Genomic DNA, 14,644 nt, shown 5'->3' on the forward strand with positions numbered 1-14,644 from the left:
GAATGATGGAGGGGGACGCGACCGCATTCCCCGTCGCGATCAGGCGGATCGTCGACCCGGCGGCCGAGGCCGACGGGCTCCGCTCCGCCCACGGCGCTCCGACCGCCGTCTGGCGCCACGGCGACGACGCCCTGACCGGCTTCGGGACGGCCGCTCGCCTCGTCTTCCGAGGCCCCGACCGGGTGCGCGACGCCGCCGAGCGGTGGCGCCGGCTGGTGGCCGACGCGGTGGTCGATTCCCAGGTGCCGGGGGCGGCGCCGATCGCCTTCGGCGCCTTCGCGTTCGCGGACGGCTCGGCGGCCGACAGCGTGCTGCTCGTGCCCCGTGCCGTGCTCGTGGAGCGCGGCGGCCGGGCGCACGTCGTCGAGACGCCGGTGCTGCATCCCGGAGGACCGCGCACGGAGCCGCCCGCCGCGGCGGCCTTCCCGCCCGAGGCGTACGAGCGCGCCGTGGCCGCCGCCGTCGAGCGCATCCGCGCGGGCGACCTCGAGAAGGTCGTGCTCGCCCGCGACCTGGTGCTCGAGTCCCCCGGGTTCCGCCTCGAGGACGCCCTCGACGTGCTCGCGCAGCGGTACCGCGGCGCCTGGATCTTCGCGGTGGACGGCGTGTTCGGCGCGAGCCCGGAGACCCTCGCGACCGTGCGGGGCGGCCTCGCGACCTCCCGCGTGCTCGCCGGCACCGCGGCGCGCTCGGACGATCCGACCGCCGACGACGCGAGCCGCGAGGCGCTGCTCGGCTCGCCCAAGAACCGCTTCGAGCACGCCCTCGCGGTCGACAGTCTGCTCCTCACGCTCGGCGGGATCACGACGGACCTGACGATCGGGCGCCCGTTCGCGCTCGGGCTGCCGAACGTCTGGCACCTCGCGACCGATGCGACCGCCGAGGTCGCGGAGGGGGTCGGGGCGCTCGACCTCGTCGCGCTGCTGCACCCGACCGCGGCAGTCGCGGGTGCGCCGCGCGCGGCTGCCCTCGCGGCGATCGCCGAGCTCGAGCCCTTCGACCGCCGCCGCTACGCCGGCCCCGTCGGCTGGATCGACGGCCGCGGCGACGGCGAGTGGGCGATCGCGCTGCGCTCGGCGGAGGTCGAGGGGCCGGACCGCGTCCGCGCCTTCGCCGGCGCCGGCGTCGTCGCGGCCTCCGACGCGCACCAGGAGCTCGAGGAGACCGGCTGGAAGTTCCAGCCCATCCAGGAGGCCCTCGCCGCGGTCGCGACCTCGCGCTGAGCCGCCGCCTCCCGCCGTTCTTCGTTCTGTAGAACGGCGCCTTCTCCAGAACGAAGAGTGCGGATCAGCGGAGGGGGACCTCGATGAGGCTGCGGCCCGCCGCCGGTGCGGTGAGCACGCGGTCCAGGTCGCCGCGCGTCGTGATGCGCCGGTGCTCCCAGCCGTAGGCGGCCGCGAGCGCCGCGTAGTCGACCTCCCGCGGCGTCCGGAGGACCCGCTCGAAGTCCGCCGCGTCCGCGGTGCCCGCCACCTCGAGCGAGTCGAAGATCGTGCCGCCGCCGTCGTCGCCCACGATCACCTGCAGGCGCACCTCCGGCTCCCCCGGGCTCCGCAGCAGCGCTCCGGCGTCGTGGAGGAGGGCGAGGTCGCCGAGCAGGACGCGGGTGGTGCCGGGCCGTTCCGCGGAGGCGGCCGCGAGGGCGACGCCGGTCGCGGTCGCGACGGTGCCGTCGATGCCCGCGAGGCCGCGGTTGGCGAGCACCCGGATCCGCTTCCCCGGCACGGCCGCGTCCATCTCGCGGATGAGCCGGCTCGCGGCGACGACGAGGCGGTCGTGCGGCCAGGTCGCGCGCCAGACCGCATCGACGAGCACACGGCGGGTGATCGGAGCCCGCAGCGCGGCGAGCTCGGTGCGCTGGTGCTCGCGCAGCTCCTTCGCGCCCGGCGCATCCGGGTCGCCCGCGTACGGGAGGTCGTCGGTGGCCTCGAGGAGCCGCCGCGACGCCGCGACCCAGCTCCCCCGCCAGGACCGGTCCGGCTCCGGTGCCGCCGCGCGCACCGAGTCCGCACGGACGGCCCGGCCGCGGGTCGGGTCGTACCGCTCGCCGCCCGACGGCCCGACGAGCAGGACCTCCACGCCCGGCCGTACGAGCAGCGCGGGCACCTGGCGCGAGAGCGTCGGGTGCCCGAACACGACCGCCCGCTCGATGCGGCCGCCGAAGTCGGGGTCGTCGAGCAGGGGGCGGTAGGCGCCGACCAGCTGCGGCCCGAAGCGCGCCCCGCTGGACACCTCCGCGAGCAGCGGGACGTCGAGCTCGCGGGCGAACGCCTCCGCCGCCTCCCCCGCCCGGTCCCCGGCGATCACGACGGTGCGCGGGCCGGGTTCGACGACGAGCGGCTCGGGCGTCGGCGCCGTGACGCGGATGGGTTCGCCGGCGGGCTCCACGGCCGCGAGCGCGGTCGAGAGCGGCTCGCGGTACGCGAGGTCGACCTGCACCGGCTGCTGCCGCTCGACGGCGATCGACCAGGCCCGCTCGGCGACCTCCGCGGCCGCCGCCACGTCCTCGTCGGAGGCCGGCGCCGGCACGTCGAGCACCTCGGCGACGGCCACCCCGAAGATGCCCGGCTGCACCGTCGTCTGGTTCGACCCGGTGCCGCGCAGCTCCGCCGGCCGGTCCGCGGTGAGCAGCAGGAGGGGCACGCCGGCGTGGTGCGCCTCGAGGACGGCGGGGTGCAACTCGGCGACCGCGGTGCCGGAGGTCACGACCACCGCGACGGGGCGCCCCGACTCGGCGGCGAGTCCCAGCGCGGTGAAGCCGCCGACGCGTTCGTCGATCCGGACGTGGACGCGGAGCGCACCCGAGCGCTCGAGCGCGGCCGCGGCGAGCGCCAGAGCCTGCGAGCGCGATCCGGGCGAGACGACGACGTGCTGCAGGCCGAGCCCGACGAGCCGGGCGAGCAGCCGGGCAGCGGCGGCGCCGGCGGGAGAGGGTTCGGTCATGCCGGCGTCGAGCGTAGACCGGCGTCAGCGGCGGGGCGCGTCGCCCTCGTCGTCGGCGTCCGAGTCGAGGTTCGCGAGCTCCTGCTCGAGCCGCTGCCACTGCGCCTCGTCGGGCTCCGGCGCTGGCGTCGCCGTCGTGCGCGGCCGCGAGCCGTGGGAGCGGAGGAACGCCGGGTCGTCGTCCGGCCCGATGACGCGCGGCGCCGGTCTGCGGTCCACGGACCCGCGCCCGATCAGCAGCCAGAGCAGCGGGCCGACGACCGGCAGCAGGAGGGCCACGAGCAGCCACAGCCATTTCGGCAGGGCCCGCACGCGGCGGCGCTCGGTGAGGGCGCAGTCGACGACGGCGAACACGGTCAGCACCGCCGCCGCGATCGCCGCGAACACCAGCACCCGCGCCATGGCGGCAACTGTACGTGCGTGCGCACGACGTGCTGCGCGGCCGGGCACCCCAGCTCGATTCGAATCCCCTGAGACCGGCGCGCGCGGCCGGGCATCGGGGCGGTGCCTACACTCGAAGCGTCATGGCCGGTCAGCGCAACTCCATCGCCCTCGCGTTCGTGGCGTACTCGGCGCTGCGCTTGGCCGTGTTCGTGGTGCCGCTCGTCGTGATCTACGCGCTCAGCCGCAACGCGATCCTCTCCGCGGTGCTCGCGACGGTCATCGGCTTCGCGCTGTCGATGATCCTGCTCCCCCGCCAGCGCGCCCGCATGGCGGAGCAGATCGAGGAGCGCACCGCCACCCGCCGCCGGGTCACGGACGAGGCCGTCGAGGACGAGGCGGTCGACGGCGCCGGCGATCAGAACGACAGCGCCGCTGCGAGCCCCAGGCCGTAGACCAGCGCCTCGATGCCGGTGAGGCTGAGCGCGAGGATCAGCTCCCGCGCCGTCCTGGCGGTCGCCGTGATCAGCACGGCCGGAACCGCGAGCAGCAGCACGAGGAACACGAGCGGCGCGAGCGGGTAGAACAGCGACAGGTACCCGACGACGAGGAACGGGATCAGCATCAGGACCCCGAACAGGATCCGGCTGCCGGTCGCCCCGATCCGGACGCTGAGCGTGCGCTTACCGGCTGCGGCGTCCTGCTCGATGTCGCGGAGGTTGTTCACGACGAGGACCGCAGCGGCGATGCAGCCGATCGCGAGCGCGCAGAACCAGCTCTCCGCGGGCACGATGCGCGCGATGACGAAGCTGGTGCCGGTGGTCGCGGCGACGCCGAAGAACAGGAACACGGCGATCTCACCGAAGCCCGCATAGCCGTACGGACGCTTGCCGCCCGTGTAGAACCAGGCGGCGGCGATCGCGGCCGCACCGACGGCGAGCAGCCACCACACCTGCGTCACGACGACGATCGCGATCCCCGCCGCCGCGGCGAGCGCGAAGCAGACGATCGCCGCGACGAGCACGGTCCGGGGCTTCGCGGCGCCGGAGGCGGTCAGGCGGGCGGGTCCGACCCGGTAGCGGTCCGTGCCGCGGACGCCGTCGGAGTAGTCGTTCGCGAAGTTCACGCCGATCTGCAGCAGCAGCGCGACGGCGAGCGCGAGGAACGCGAGCCAGTACGTGCCGTCGAGGCTCTGCCCCTTCACGGCCCCCGTGCCCAGCGCGACGGGCGCGATGGCGAGCGGGAGGGTCCGCGGCCGGGCGGCGCCGATCCAGCCGCGCACCCCGGCTTTCGGCGGCGCGGCCGAGGTCGCTCTCGCCGGGGCGCCGGGACGCCTCCGCACCGGGGGCCGCCTGGTCGCACTCGCCTTCGCCACGGCCCGTCATCCTAGGGATCCGGGCGATGACGCTCGTGCGCCCCGTCCGGGCGGAGCGGAGGGCGGTCGGTCAGCCGGCCGCGAGGGCGGCCAGCGCGACGCGGTCGGGCTTGCCGGAGGCCAGCAGGGGGATCTCCGGCACGACGACGAGCCGCCGGGGTGCGGCCGCACGGCCGAGGCTGCCGCGGACCGCCGCCCGCACGGACTCTAGGTCCGCCTGCGCGGTCGCGACGACGACCGGCACCTCGCCCCACTCCGGGTCGCTCCCGCGCACGACGAGCGCGGCCCCGAGTCCCGGGAGGGACTGGACGACCTGCTCGACGAGGCCGAGCGAGACCTTCTCGCCGCCGGTGATGACGACGTCGTCGAGGCGCCCGGTGATCGTCAGCCGCTCCCCGTCCCAGGTGCCGGCGTCGCCCGTGCGGTACCACCGCCGCCCCGGATCCTGCACGAAGACGGCCTCGGTCCGCTCCGGGTCGCCCAGGTAGCCCTCCGCGAGCACCGGTCCCGCGAGCTGCACCTCCCCGTCCACGATCCGGACGTCGACGCCCGCGAGCGGGACGCCGTCGTAGACGCAGCCGCCCGCGGTCTCCGACGCGCCGTAGGTGCGACGGACCCGCACGCCGACCGCGGCCGCGCGCTCGGCGAGCTCCGCCGGGAGGCGGCCGCCGCCGATGAGGACCGCGTCGAGCGCGCGGATCGCTTCCCGAACGGTCGGATCCCCGGCCTCCGCCGCCTCGACGACGCGGTGCAGCTGCGTCGGCACGAGCGCGGTGCACCGCCGCCGGTCCGCCGGCAGGCCGAGCACCGCGGCGGCGAAGGCGGCGGCCGTGAACGGCCCCGCGGGCAGTCCGACAGGCTCGGTCTCGGCGGCGATCGCCCGCACGATCACCTGGATCCCCGCGATGTAGTGGCCCGGGAGCGCGAGCACCCACTCCCCCGGACCACCGAGGGCGCTCTCGGTCGCCGCGGCGGACGCGAGCAGTGCGCCCGCGGACAGCGCGACCGACTTCGGCACGCCGCTCGAGCCGGACGTGCGGACGACGACGGCGACGGGCAGCGGCACCTGCCGGGGGACACCGGCCGCATCGCCGCCCGGAGCGATCGGGAGGATCGCCGGGCCGCTGCCGTCGAGCGCCGCCCGGACCGCGGGGATCAGCGGCGCCGGGTCGTCCGGCACGACGGCCAGGTCGCGCATCAGGCCGTCTCCGCCGGTGTCGCGGGCGATTCCGGGACCGGCATGCGTTCAAGCGTACGGGCGCACCATGGAGGGGTGCTGCCGGACGTCGACGACCTGCTCGGGACCATGCGCGTGGTCGCGCTGCCGCTCGTCACGCGGTTCCGCGGCATCACCGTCCGGGAGGCCGCCCTCTTCGAGGGGCCCGAGGGCTGGACAGAGTTCGCGCCGTTCGTCGAGTACGACGACGCCGAGGCGTCGCGCTGGCTCGCTGCCGCGATCGACTTCGGCTGGGAGGCGCCCCCGGCGCCGCTGCGGGACGCGATTGCCGTCAACGCGACCGTGCCCGCGGTGGCGCCGGGCGAGGTGGCCTCGGTGCTCGCGCGGTTCCCGGGCTGCCGGACGGCGAAGGTGAAGGTGGCGGAGCCCGGCTCCGCGCCGGACGAGGACCTCGCGCGGGTGCGCGCGGTCCGGGACGTGCTCGGGCCGGAAGGCCGCATCCGCGTCGACGCGAACGCGGCCTGGAACGTCGACGAGGCCGAGCACGCGCTCCGGCTGCTGTCGACCGCCGACCTCGAGTACGTCGAGCAGCCGTGCGCCACGGTCGACGAGCTGATCGACCTGCGGCGCCGGACGAAGGACCTCCGCATCCCGATCGCGGCCGACGAGTCGATCCGACGCTCCGCCGACCCGTTCCGCGCCGGTGCCGCCGCTGACGTCGTCATCGTCAAGGCCGCGCCGCTCGGCGGGATCCGCACCGCGCTCGGCCTCGCCCGCATGCTCAGCCGGCCCGCGGTCGTCTCGTCCGCGCTCGACACCTCGGTCGGGCTGGCGATGGGCGCGCACCTCGCTGCGGCGCTGCCGGAGCTGCCCTACGACTGCGGGTTGGGCACGGCCGCGCTCCTCGCGGCCGACGTGGTCGACGAACCGCTCCGGCCGCGGGACGGGACGATCCCCGTCGGGCGCGTCACGCCGTCGCCGGTTCTGCTCGATCGTTGGAAGGCCGACGAGGACCGCACGGCGTGGTGGGCCGATCGCGTCCGCCGCGTCCGCGCTCTGCTCGACTGAGCCCGCAGGTCGTCGCCGGGCCGTCCGCTGCGCGATGGGCCGTGCGCACGGCCCGTACTGCAGCGGGAGGCCGCCTCCGGGCCCGGAGGAGGGTCAGGAGGGCGACGTGGGCAGGCCGCTGTAGGAGTGCAGCCCGTGGAAGAACACGTTCACGACACCGAAGTTGAACAGGATGCAGGCGTAGCCGATGAGGTTCAGCCAGGCGGACCCGGTGCCGCGCCAGCCGAGCGTCGCGCGGGCGTGGAGGTAGCCGGCGTAGACGACCCAGATGATGAACGTCCACACCTCCTTGGTGTCCCAGCCCCAGTAGCGGCCCCACGCGTGGTTCGCCCAGATCGCCCCGGCGATGAGGGTGAAGGTCCAGAGGATGAACCCGACGACGCTGATGCGGTAGGCGAGGTTCTCGAGCCGGTCGGCGTCCGGGATGGTCGCGAGCAGCCGGAGGCGGTCGCCGCGACCCGCCTCCGCGCGCTTGCGGCGGCGCACCTGCAGCAGCTGCGCCACGGAGAGCGCGGCGGCGAGCGTGAAGAAGCCGGTGCCGAGCATCGCGACCAGCACGTGCAGCACCAGCCAGTAGGACTGCAGCGCGGGCGGGAGCGGCGAGACGGCGACGTGGAAGCTGACGGTCGCGATGCCGAGCAGCACCACGACGAAGCCCGCGATCACGGCGCCGAGGAAGCGCAGGTCGATCCGGGTCAGCGCGACGAGGAAGACGAGGACCATGATCAGCGTCCCGGTCATCGCGAACTCGTACATGTTCGCCCACGGCACGCGGCCTGCGGCGACGCCGCGGAGCACGGCGGCGCCGAGGTGCAGCGCGGCACCGACGAGCATGAGCGCGATGCCGGTCCGCGCCGCGGGGCGACGGTCCCGGACCGGCGCCTCCGGCGGGGCGGGCGGTGCGGCGACGAGCACCGCGGTGCCGCCGCCGGCGGACCGCTCGACCTCCGCGCTCCCGGCGCGGACGAGGTCGACCTTCGCCTGCGACTCCGCCGACCGCCGTGCGAGGTCGAGGGCGAACGCGACGAAGGCGATCAGGTAGACGGCGATCGCCGAGATCAGCAGCAGCTCGGAGATCTGATCGAGCGGATTCACCACGTCAGCAGCCTAAGCGTCGGGTCCGCAGCGGCCTGCGGACGGCGGGGATCGGTCAGGTGCGGTGCACCGGACGGGGTCGTGGTCACGGGACGGGCGCCGGTTCCCGCGCGGCCTCGGGCAGCGCCGCCCGGTGCTTCGACTCGAGCTCCGCGACCGCGCGGGCCAGGTTCGGGTCATCGCCTCGGGCGAGCCCCGCGTACTCGACGACGACCTCGTCGCCCTCCTCGCGCACCTTGATCCAGAGCCGGCGCCGCGGCACGAGGAGGGAGGTGATGAGGCCGAGCACGGCGAGCGCGACGAACAGCGCCACGATCCCCTGCGAGGGGTCGTGATGGATGTCGAACGCGGCGTAGCGGGTGATGCCGTCGAGCGTCACGGTGCCGAGGCCGTCGGGCAGCGTCTTCGTCTGGCCGATCGTCAGCTGCACCGGGTCGGTCCGGCCCGCGACCTGCTTCATCTTCGAGGTGTCGAGCTCGTAGACGTTCCTCGGGGCTCCCGAGTCGAGCCCGACGTCGCCCTCGTAGACGAAGAAGGAGACGAGGCTCTGCTTGCCGACGCTCGGGAAGATCGAGGTGAAGCTGCCGTCGGTCTGCTCCGCCGGTGTCGGGTACAGGAAGCCGACGAGGCCGATCTGCTTCTTGCGGTCCGTCGTCTCCGACACCTTCACCACGCCGAGCGACGTCATCTGCGCGTTCTGCGGCCGGAAGGCGACGGACCCGTGGAACGCGAGGCTCCCGTCGGCGTTGCGCACGGTGAACTCCGGGGCGTACCCGTTGCCGAGCAGGTAGACGGAGGTGCCGGCGACGTCGAGCGGCGAGTTCACCTTGATGATGCTCTTCTGCCACGCCCCGTCCGGCAGCTTCGTCGAGACGTGGGCGGTGTAGTCGAGCGGCTGTCCGAACGCCGCGACGTTCCGCTGCTCGTACGTCACGTCGAGCTTGTCGAGCCTCAGCGCGTACGGCGCGAGCGACCCGTCGCCGAAGAAGCGGCCGGGGCTGAGCGAGTCGTAGCCCAGCTCCGTGTTCGCGAAGGTGTCACCGGTCACGAGCACCCGCTGCCCGGTGTAGGTGAAGCCGCCGCCGACGAACACGGCGATCAGCACCCCGACGAGCGCGCTGTGGAACAGGAGGTTCCCGGTCTCGCGCAGGTAGCCGCGCTCGGCCGACACGCTCGAGCCGTAGCGGGCGGTGCGGTACCGGCTCGCGCGGAGCACCCGCTCGCCGGCGTCCACCGCCGCGTCGACGTCGACGCCGTGCAGTCGGATGGACGACGAGAACGGCAGCCGCGTGAAGCGGGAGGGCGTGCGGGGCGGCGCCTTCCGCATGGCGGTCCAGTGGTGCCGCAGCCGCGGCACGACGCAGCCGATCAGCGAGATGAAGAGCAGGAGGTAGATCGCCGAGAACCAGAACGAGGTGTAGACGTCGAAGCCCTGCAGGGCGTTCACGATCTTCGTGAGACCCGGGTTCGCCGCCTTGTACTGGGCGACGCCGTTCGGGTCGCTCGAGTTCTGCGGGATCAGCGACCCCGGCACCGCGGCGACGGCGAGCGCGAGCAGCAGCAGCAGCGCGGTCCGCATGCTCGTCAGCGTCCGCCAGCCCCACCGCAGCCACTCGAGCGGTCCGAGGCGGGGGTTCACGACGACCGCGTCGTCGGTGAAGCGGTCCTGCGCGTCAGAGGGGCGAGACATAGCTCCCCACCAGCGCCTGCAGATGGCTGACCGCGAACGTCCATGCCCCGGTGAGCATGAGCAGGCCGATCACGACGAGGAGGGCACCGCCGGCGAGGTTGATCGCGCGCACGTTGCGGCGGAGGACCGCGACGGCGCCGGTCGCCCAGCCGAAGCCGACGGCGAGGAGCACGAACGGCACGCCGAGCCCGATCGAGTAGCAGACGGCGAGCGCGGCGGCGGCGCCGAGCGACCCGCTCGACAGCGAGAGCACGTTGATGGTCTGGAGCATCGGGCCGAGGCACGGCGTCCAGCCGACGGCGAAGACGGCGCCGAGCACGGGGGCGCCGATGAGGCCGGCGCGGGGGCGCCACTCCGGCGCGAACCGCTGCTGCAGCGGGCCGAGCCCCCCGACGAACACGACGCCGAGCAGGATCACGACGATCCCGGCGAGGCGGGTGATGAGGTCCTGGTACTGGACGAGGAAGTACCCGACCGTCGCGAACACGACGGAGGTGAGCACGAAGACGAGCGAGAAGCCGAGCACGAACAGGGCGGCGCCCAGCACCACGCGGGACCGCGCCCGGGCGCCGGACCGGTCGACTCCGCCGACGTAGCCGAGGTAGCCCGGCACGAGCGGCAGCACGCACGGGGACGCGAACGAGAGCAGCCCGGCGGCGAGCGCGACGGGCGCGGCGAGCAGCACCCCGCCCTGGAGGATCACTTCGCCGTCCCGTCCAGCGCGTCCTCGATGAGCTGGTTCAGGTTCGACTTGTTCGCGAGCCCGACCATGCGGGCCGTGACGCGCCCCTTCCGGTCGAGCACGAACGTGGAGGGCACCGCCTTCGGCGGCTTCACCTGCGCGAAGGCGAGCTGCACCGAGGCGCCGCCGTCCTGATCCACGACGCTCGGGTACGGGGTCTTGTGGTTGCGCTCGAAGAGAGCGGTCGTGTCGGCGTCGTCGCTGACGTTGACGCCGACGAACTGCACATCGCCCTTGTACTCGGTGGCGAGCGAGCTGAGGGTCGGCGCCTCCGCGATGCACGGCGGGCAGCTCGCGTACCAGAAGTTCACGACGACGACCTTGCCGCGGTACTGCTTCGACGTGATCGTCGTCCCGTCCGGCGTCCTGCCCGAGAAGTCGACCACCTGGCTCGACGGGTCCTTCCACTGGTCGATGCCGGCGACGCCGTCGCCCGCGACCTTCTGCACGTCGCCCGGACCGCCCTGCGGACCCGCCTGCGTGCAGCCCGTGAGCAGGAGCAGCGCGGCGAGGAGCGGCGCCGCGAGGACCGCGGCCCGGCGCCTCACGTCGCCCCCTGGTCGACGGCGCCGACGAGCAGCGCTCCGGCCGGGTCCTCGTAGCCCGTCTCGACGACGCGGCCGTCGCGGATCGCGAAGGAGGTGACCGAGGAGAGCGAGCAGCGCCGGCGGCGCGGGTCGTGCGGCAGCGGGGCGCCCTCGACGCTTCTGTGCACCATCCAGATCGGCAGCTGGTGGCTGACGATCACGACGTCGTGCTCGGCGTCGCCGGCGAGGAGCGCGTCGAGCACCGCGGCGCGCATGCGGTCGCGGATCGCCGTGAACGCCTCCCCCCAGGAGGGCCGGAGCGGGTTCACGAACAGGGGCCAGTCGGCCGGATGGAGCAGCAGCTCGCGGCCGACCTTCCGTCCGGCCAGCCGGTTGCCCGCCTCGATCACGCGCTCGTCCGGCTCGATCGCGAGGCCGAAGGCGTCGGCGATCGGCTGCGCGGACTGCTGCGTGCGGAGAAGCGGGGAGGCGATGAGGCGCGACACGGGCTTGTCCTGCAGCCACTCGGCGGTCGCCGCGGCCATCGCCCGGCCGCGCTCGGAGAGCCGGAACTCAGGGAGTCGCTCGTAGACCACCCCGGCGGGGTTGTGCACCTCGCCGTGACGGACCAGATGCAGGGCTCGGGCGGTCACCCCCGCAGTGTAGGGACGCTTCCCAAGACGAAGTGCCACACGCTGTAGAAAACCGTCGTCCAGCCATGGTTTCGGCACGGGCGCGGGGCGCCCGGCTCAACCACCGTGTCGGCGGGCGCTCCCGGGCGCGGGGCGCCCGCGCCGAGACCACGAGCCGCACCATTCCGCGGCAAGTAGGCTGGCGCACCGTGAACCGCACCCTGATCAGCGAGCTCTCCGCACTCGAGGACGGCCCCGTCGCCGTCGCCGGCTGGGTGGAGACGGTGCGGGATCAGAAGAAGGTGCAGTTCCTCGTCCTCCGCGACGAGTCGGGCGCCGTGCAGCTCGTCCGTCCGCGGCCGGAGGGCGACGACGCGATCTCGCTCGCGATCTCCGGCGTCTCGCTCGGCAGCTTCGTGCGCGTCGAGGGCCAGCTGAAGCACGACGAGCGGGTCAAGCTCGGGGGCATCGAGGTCAAGGTCGACGCGTTCGACGTGGTGTCGGCGAGCCTGCCGGAGCAGCCGATCGCCGCGGACTCCTCCATCGACAAGCGACTCGACCACCGCTTCCTCGACCTGCGCAACCCGGCGAACGCGCTGATCTTCAAGGTCCAGACCACGTTCGAGCACGCGCTCCGCGTGTGGTGGGTCGAGCACGGATTCATCGAGATCCACACGCCGAAGCTCATGAACAGCCCGTCGGAGTCGCGCGCGGAGCTGTTCCAGGTGCCGTACTTCGAGACGACCGCCTACCTGTCGCAGAGTCCCCAGCACTTCAAGCAGATGGCGCAGGCGGCGGGCTTCGGCCGGATCTTCGAGATCGCCGACGCGTTCCGCGCCGACCCGTCCTTCACGGCGCGGCACGCGACCGAGTTCACGAGCATCGACGCCGAGATGAGCTGGATCGACAGCCACGAGGACGTCATGGCGATGCACGAGGCGATCCTCGTGGCGGGCTTCCAGGCCGTGGTCGACAAGCACGGTGAGGAGATCGAGCGCCTGTTCGGCATCACCGTCGAGGTGCCCGCCCTTCCCTTCCCGCGCATCCCGCTCGCCGAGGCGCTGAAGATCGTCGCCGAGCGCGGGTACGTCGTGCCGCGGGCGGACGGCGACCTCGACCCGGAGGGCGAGCGTCGGATCTCGGCCTACGTGAAGGAGGAGTTCGGCCACGACTTCGTGTTCGTCACGGACTACGCGACCGGGATCCGGCCCTTCTACCACATGCGCGACGCGGACGACCCGACGCTCACGAAGAGCTACGACCTCGTCTACCGAGGCACGGAGATCTCGACCGGGGCGCAGCGCGAGCACCGGATCGACGTGCTGCTCGACCAGGTCGCGGACAAGGGTCTGGACCCGGAGGAGCTCTCCTCCTACCTCGAGTTCTTCCGGTACGGCGTGCCTCCGCACGGCGGCTTCGGGATGGGGCTCGCGCGCGTGCTCATGCTCATGCTCGAGCGGTCCAGCATCCGCGAGACCACGTACCTGTTCCGCGGGCCGAACCGCCTGCTGCCCTGACCGGACGGGCGGCCGCACAGCGGGTCCGCCCGTTCTGGGCATGGGGAGCCCAGCCCGACTCGGTCAGGATGCTTGCATGACCGACGATCAGCACGCCCCTGCAGCGCCCTCGGTCGCCGCCCGCCTCTGGTCGGACGGGTTCGGGCGCTTCGCCATGCGCTGCCTGCAGGTGATCGTCGTCGTCACCCTCGCGATCGGTCTCGTCTACGCGGGTCTCGCGCTGAAGACGGTGGTCATCGCGGTCCTCGTGGCACTGATCCTGGCGTGCGCCTTCCACCCGCTGGTGCGGCTGCTCGAGCGCGCGAAGCTGCCCTCGGCCCTCGCGGCGCTCATCACGCTCGTCGTCGTCCTGGGCGTCCTCGCCGGGGTCCTGACGCTCGTCGGCTTCTCGATCGCCGGGCAGGCGTCCGACCTCACCAAGGCGGTCAGCGACGGCATCGACCAGCTCGAGAAGTTCCTCGCCGGCATCGGGATCCAGATCTCCGGGGCTCAGGTGCAGCAGGCGGTCGACGGCGTGACCAAGTTCGTGACGAGCGCCTCGTTCGGATCGGGCGCGCTCGCCGGCCTCTCGACCGTCGGCAACCTCGCGACGGGGATCGTGCTCGTCGTGTTCGTGATGTTCTTCTTCCTCCGTGACGGGAAGCGGATCTGGGAGTTCCTCATCAGCCCGTTCCGCGCCGAGGCGCACGCGCGCGCGGAGCGCATCGGCCACCGCAGCGTCGGCGTGCTCGGGGCCTACGTCCGCGGCACCGCGACGGTCGCACTCGTCGACAGCGTCTTCATCGGCGCCGGCCTCTTCATCCTGCAGGTGCCGCTGGCGCTGACGCTCTCCGTGTTCGTCTTCGTCACGGCGTTCATCCCGGTCGTCGGGGCGACGCTCGCCGGCATCCTCGCCGCGCTCGTCGCGCTCGTCTTCAAGGGCCCGATCGTCGCCCTGATCGTCGTCGGGATCGTGGTCCTGGTGAACCAGCTCGAGGGCAACCTGCTGCAGCCCGTCATCATGGGCAAGGCGCTGTCGCTCCACCCGCTCGTGATCCTGCTCGCCCTGACCGCCGGGACGATCCTCGGCGGCATCATCGGCGCGATCCTGTCGGTGCCGACCGCGAGCGTCGTCTGGACGGCGATCAAGGCCTGGTACCCGAAGGGCCGGGAGGACGATGAGCGGCCCGCGGAGGCCGTCGAGGCCTCCGGGCACGGCAGCTGACGTCAGGCGTCGGCGGCGGCCAGGAGGTCCGTGCGGAGGCGCTCCGCGTCGACGCGCCAGCGGTCGTGGAGCGCCGTGCCGATGAGGACGACCGGGATGTCGTCGTGCCAGCGCACGGCCAGGTCGGGCTCATCGAGGATCGAGCGCTCCTCGACGTGCACCGGCACGCCCTCCGCCGCGAGGCCGCCGACGACCCGCGCCACGACCTCCTTCGCCTCGTCGCAGAGGTGGCAGTCGGGCTTGCCGATCAGGGTCAGGGACGGGGTCAGCACGCGTCCGAGGCTACCCACGCC

The 14,644-nt window shown here is 73.7% G+C and carries 15 protein-coding genes; 5 read left to right on the plus strand and 10 right to left on the minus strand.

The window, feature by feature from the left end; translation table 11 throughout:
• Positions 1 to 2 precede the first annotated feature (2 nt).
• Positions 3 to 1,223, plus strand: coding sequence for an isochorismate synthase (locus tag CLV52_RS00900; protein WP_133763999.1), 1,221 nt, complete (start codon positions 3 to 5; stop codon positions 1,221 to 1,223).
• 64 nt (positions 1,224 to 1,287) lie between these two features.
• Here the strand turns inward: CLV52_RS00900 and menD are convergent, their stop codons facing one another.
• Both menD and CLV52_RS00910 read right to left on the minus strand, forming a co-directional pair.
• Positions 1,288 to 2,943, minus strand: coding sequence for a 2-succinyl-5-enolpyruvyl-6-hydroxy-3-cyclohexene-1-carboxylic-acid synthase (gene menD / locus CLV52_RS00905; RefSeq protein WP_133764001.1), 1,656 nt, complete (start codon positions 2,941 to 2,943; stop codon positions 1,288 to 1,290).
• A 24-nt stretch (positions 2,944 to 2,967) separates the two neighbouring features.
• Entirely contained in the window at positions 2,968 to 3,345 is a 378-nt protein-coding gene (locus tag CLV52_RS00910) for a PLDc N-terminal domain-containing protein (RefSeq protein WP_133764002.1), read from the minus strand.
• A 122-nt stretch (positions 3,346 to 3,467) separates the two neighbouring features.
• Here CLV52_RS00910 and CLV52_RS00915 point away from each other — a divergent pair, with 122 nt between their 5' ends.
• Positions 3,468 to 3,779, plus strand: coding sequence for a DUF4229 domain-containing protein (locus CLV52_RS00915; RefSeq protein ID WP_133764004.1), 312 nt, complete (start codon positions 3,468 to 3,470; stop codon positions 3,777 to 3,779).
• On the opposite strand, the gene CLV52_RS00920 is transcribed toward CLV52_RS00915, so the two are convergent.
• On the minus strand, positions 3,743 to 4,699 hold the full coding sequence (locus CLV52_RS00920; protein ID WP_133764006.1) for a 1,4-dihydroxy-2-naphthoate polyprenyltransferase: 957 nt from the start codon (positions 4,697 to 4,699) through the stop codon (positions 3,743 to 3,745). The genes CLV52_RS00915 and CLV52_RS00920 overlap by 37 nt on opposite strands.
• Before the next feature lie 70 nt (positions 4,700 to 4,769).
• A complete protein-coding gene (locus CLV52_RS00925) occupies positions 4,770 to 5,897 on the minus strand; it encodes an AMP-binding protein (protein ID WP_211342580.1) in 1,128 nt (375 codons plus the stop codon).
• 75 nt (positions 5,898 to 5,972) lie between these two features.
• Between CLV52_RS00925 and CLV52_RS00930 the strand changes: the two genes are divergently transcribed.
• On the plus strand, positions 5,973 to 6,944 hold the full coding sequence (locus tag CLV52_RS00930; protein ID WP_246017862.1) for an o-succinylbenzoate synthase: 972 nt from the start codon (positions 5,973 to 5,975) through the stop codon (positions 6,942 to 6,944).
• 93 nt (positions 6,945 to 7,037) lie between these two features.
• On the opposite strand, the gene ccsB is transcribed toward CLV52_RS00930, so the two are convergent.
• The 5 genes from ccsB to CLV52_RS00955 all read right to left on the minus strand — a co-directional run bounded on the left by ccsB (position 7,038) and on the right by CLV52_RS00955 (position 11,651).
• Positions 7,038 to 8,042, minus strand: coding sequence for a c-type cytochrome biogenesis protein CcsB (gene ccsB / locus CLV52_RS00935; protein WP_133764011.1), 1,005 nt, complete (start codon positions 8,040 to 8,042; stop codon positions 7,038 to 7,040).
• Positions 8,043 to 8,124: 82 nt separating this feature from the next.
• Positions 8,125 to 9,729 carry a cytochrome c biogenesis protein ResB gene (gene resB / locus CLV52_RS00940; protein ID WP_133764013.1) on the minus strand — a complete coding sequence of 535 codons (1,605 nt, stop codon included), beginning with the start codon at positions 9,727 to 9,729 and terminating at the stop codon, positions 8,125 to 8,127.
• Complete coding sequence (locus CLV52_RS00945; RefSeq protein WP_133764015.1) at positions 9,713 to 10,432, minus strand: cytochrome c biogenesis CcdA family protein; 720 nt, start codon at positions 10,430 to 10,432, stop codon at positions 9,713 to 9,715. The genes resB and CLV52_RS00945 overlap by 17 nt, the downstream gene beginning before the upstream one ends.
• Positions 10,429 to 11,019, minus strand: a complete 591-nt coding sequence (locus tag CLV52_RS00950; protein WP_162850660.1) for a TlpA family protein disulfide reductase — start codon at positions 11,017 to 11,019, stop codon at positions 10,429 to 10,431. Before CLV52_RS00950 ends, CLV52_RS00945 begins: the two co-directional genes overlap by 4 nt.
• Positions 11,016 to 11,651: a histidine phosphatase family protein gene (locus tag CLV52_RS00955; protein ID WP_133764017.1), complete on the minus strand. Its 636-nt coding sequence runs from the start codon at positions 11,649 to 11,651 to the stop codon at positions 11,016 to 11,018. The genes CLV52_RS00950 and CLV52_RS00955 overlap by 4 nt, the downstream gene beginning before the upstream one ends.
• Before the next feature lie 200 nt (positions 11,652 to 11,851).
• Here CLV52_RS00955 and aspS point away from each other — a divergent pair, with 200 nt between their 5' ends.
• Together aspS and CLV52_RS00965 are read left to right on the plus strand one after the other, a co-directional pair.
• Complete coding sequence (aspS, locus tag CLV52_RS00960) at positions 11,852 to 13,147, plus strand: aspartate--tRNA(Asn) ligase (protein ID WP_246018018.1); 1,296 nt, start codon at positions 11,852 to 11,854, stop codon at positions 13,145 to 13,147.
• A 76-nt stretch (positions 13,148 to 13,223) separates the two neighbouring features.
• Positions 13,224 to 14,351 (plus strand): AI-2E family transporter, encoded by a 1,128-nt coding sequence (locus CLV52_RS00965; protein ID WP_246017864.1) that lies wholly within the window; start codon positions 13,224 to 13,226, stop codon positions 14,349 to 14,351.
• A 2-nt stretch (positions 14,352 to 14,353) separates the two neighbouring features.
• On the opposite strand, the gene CLV52_RS00970 is transcribed toward CLV52_RS00965, so the two are convergent.
• The gene (locus CLV52_RS00970; RefSeq protein ID WP_133765771.1) at positions 14,354 to 14,623 is read right to left on the minus strand and encodes a glutaredoxin family protein; all 270 of its coding nucleotides are present in this window, start codon (positions 14,621 to 14,623) and stop codon (positions 14,354 to 14,356) included.
• Between the last annotated feature and the right edge of the window lie 21 nt (positions 14,624 to 14,644).

This window comes from Amnibacterium kyonggiense (genome assembly GCF_004364555.1).
Lineage (GTDB): Bacteria > Actinomycetota > Actinomycetes > Actinomycetales > Microbacteriaceae > Amnibacterium > Amnibacterium kyonggiense.

Bases quoted from the DNA above. Each gene is read 5' to 3' on its own strand.
- CLV52_RS00925 (WP_211342580.1), bottom strand. From the start codon at position 5,897: ATGCGCGACCTGGCCGTCGTGCCGGACGACCCGGCGCCGCTGATCCCC.
- CLV52_RS00965 (WP_246017864.1), top strand. From the start codon at position 13,224: ATGACCGACGATCAGCACGCCCCTGCAGCGCCCTCGGTCGCCGCCCGC.
- resB (WP_133764013.1), bottom strand. From the start codon at position 9,729: ATGTCTCGCCCCTCTGACGCGCAGGACCGCTTCACCGACGACGCGGTC.
- CLV52_RS00900 (WP_133763999.1), top strand. From the start codon at position 3: ATGATGGAGGGGGACGCGACCGCATTCCCCGTCGCGATCAGGCGGATC.
- CLV52_RS00910 (WP_133764002.1), bottom strand. From the start codon at position 3,345: ATGGCGCGGGTGCTGGTGTTCGCGGCGATCGCGGCGGCGGTGCTGACC.
- CLV52_RS00915 (WP_133764004.1), top strand. From the start codon at position 3,468: ATGGCCGGTCAGCGCAACTCCATCGCCCTCGCGTTCGTGGCGTACTCG.
- menD (WP_133764001.1), bottom strand. From the start codon at position 2,943: ATGACCGAACCCTCTCCCGCCGGCGCCGCCGCTGCCCGGCTGCTCGCC.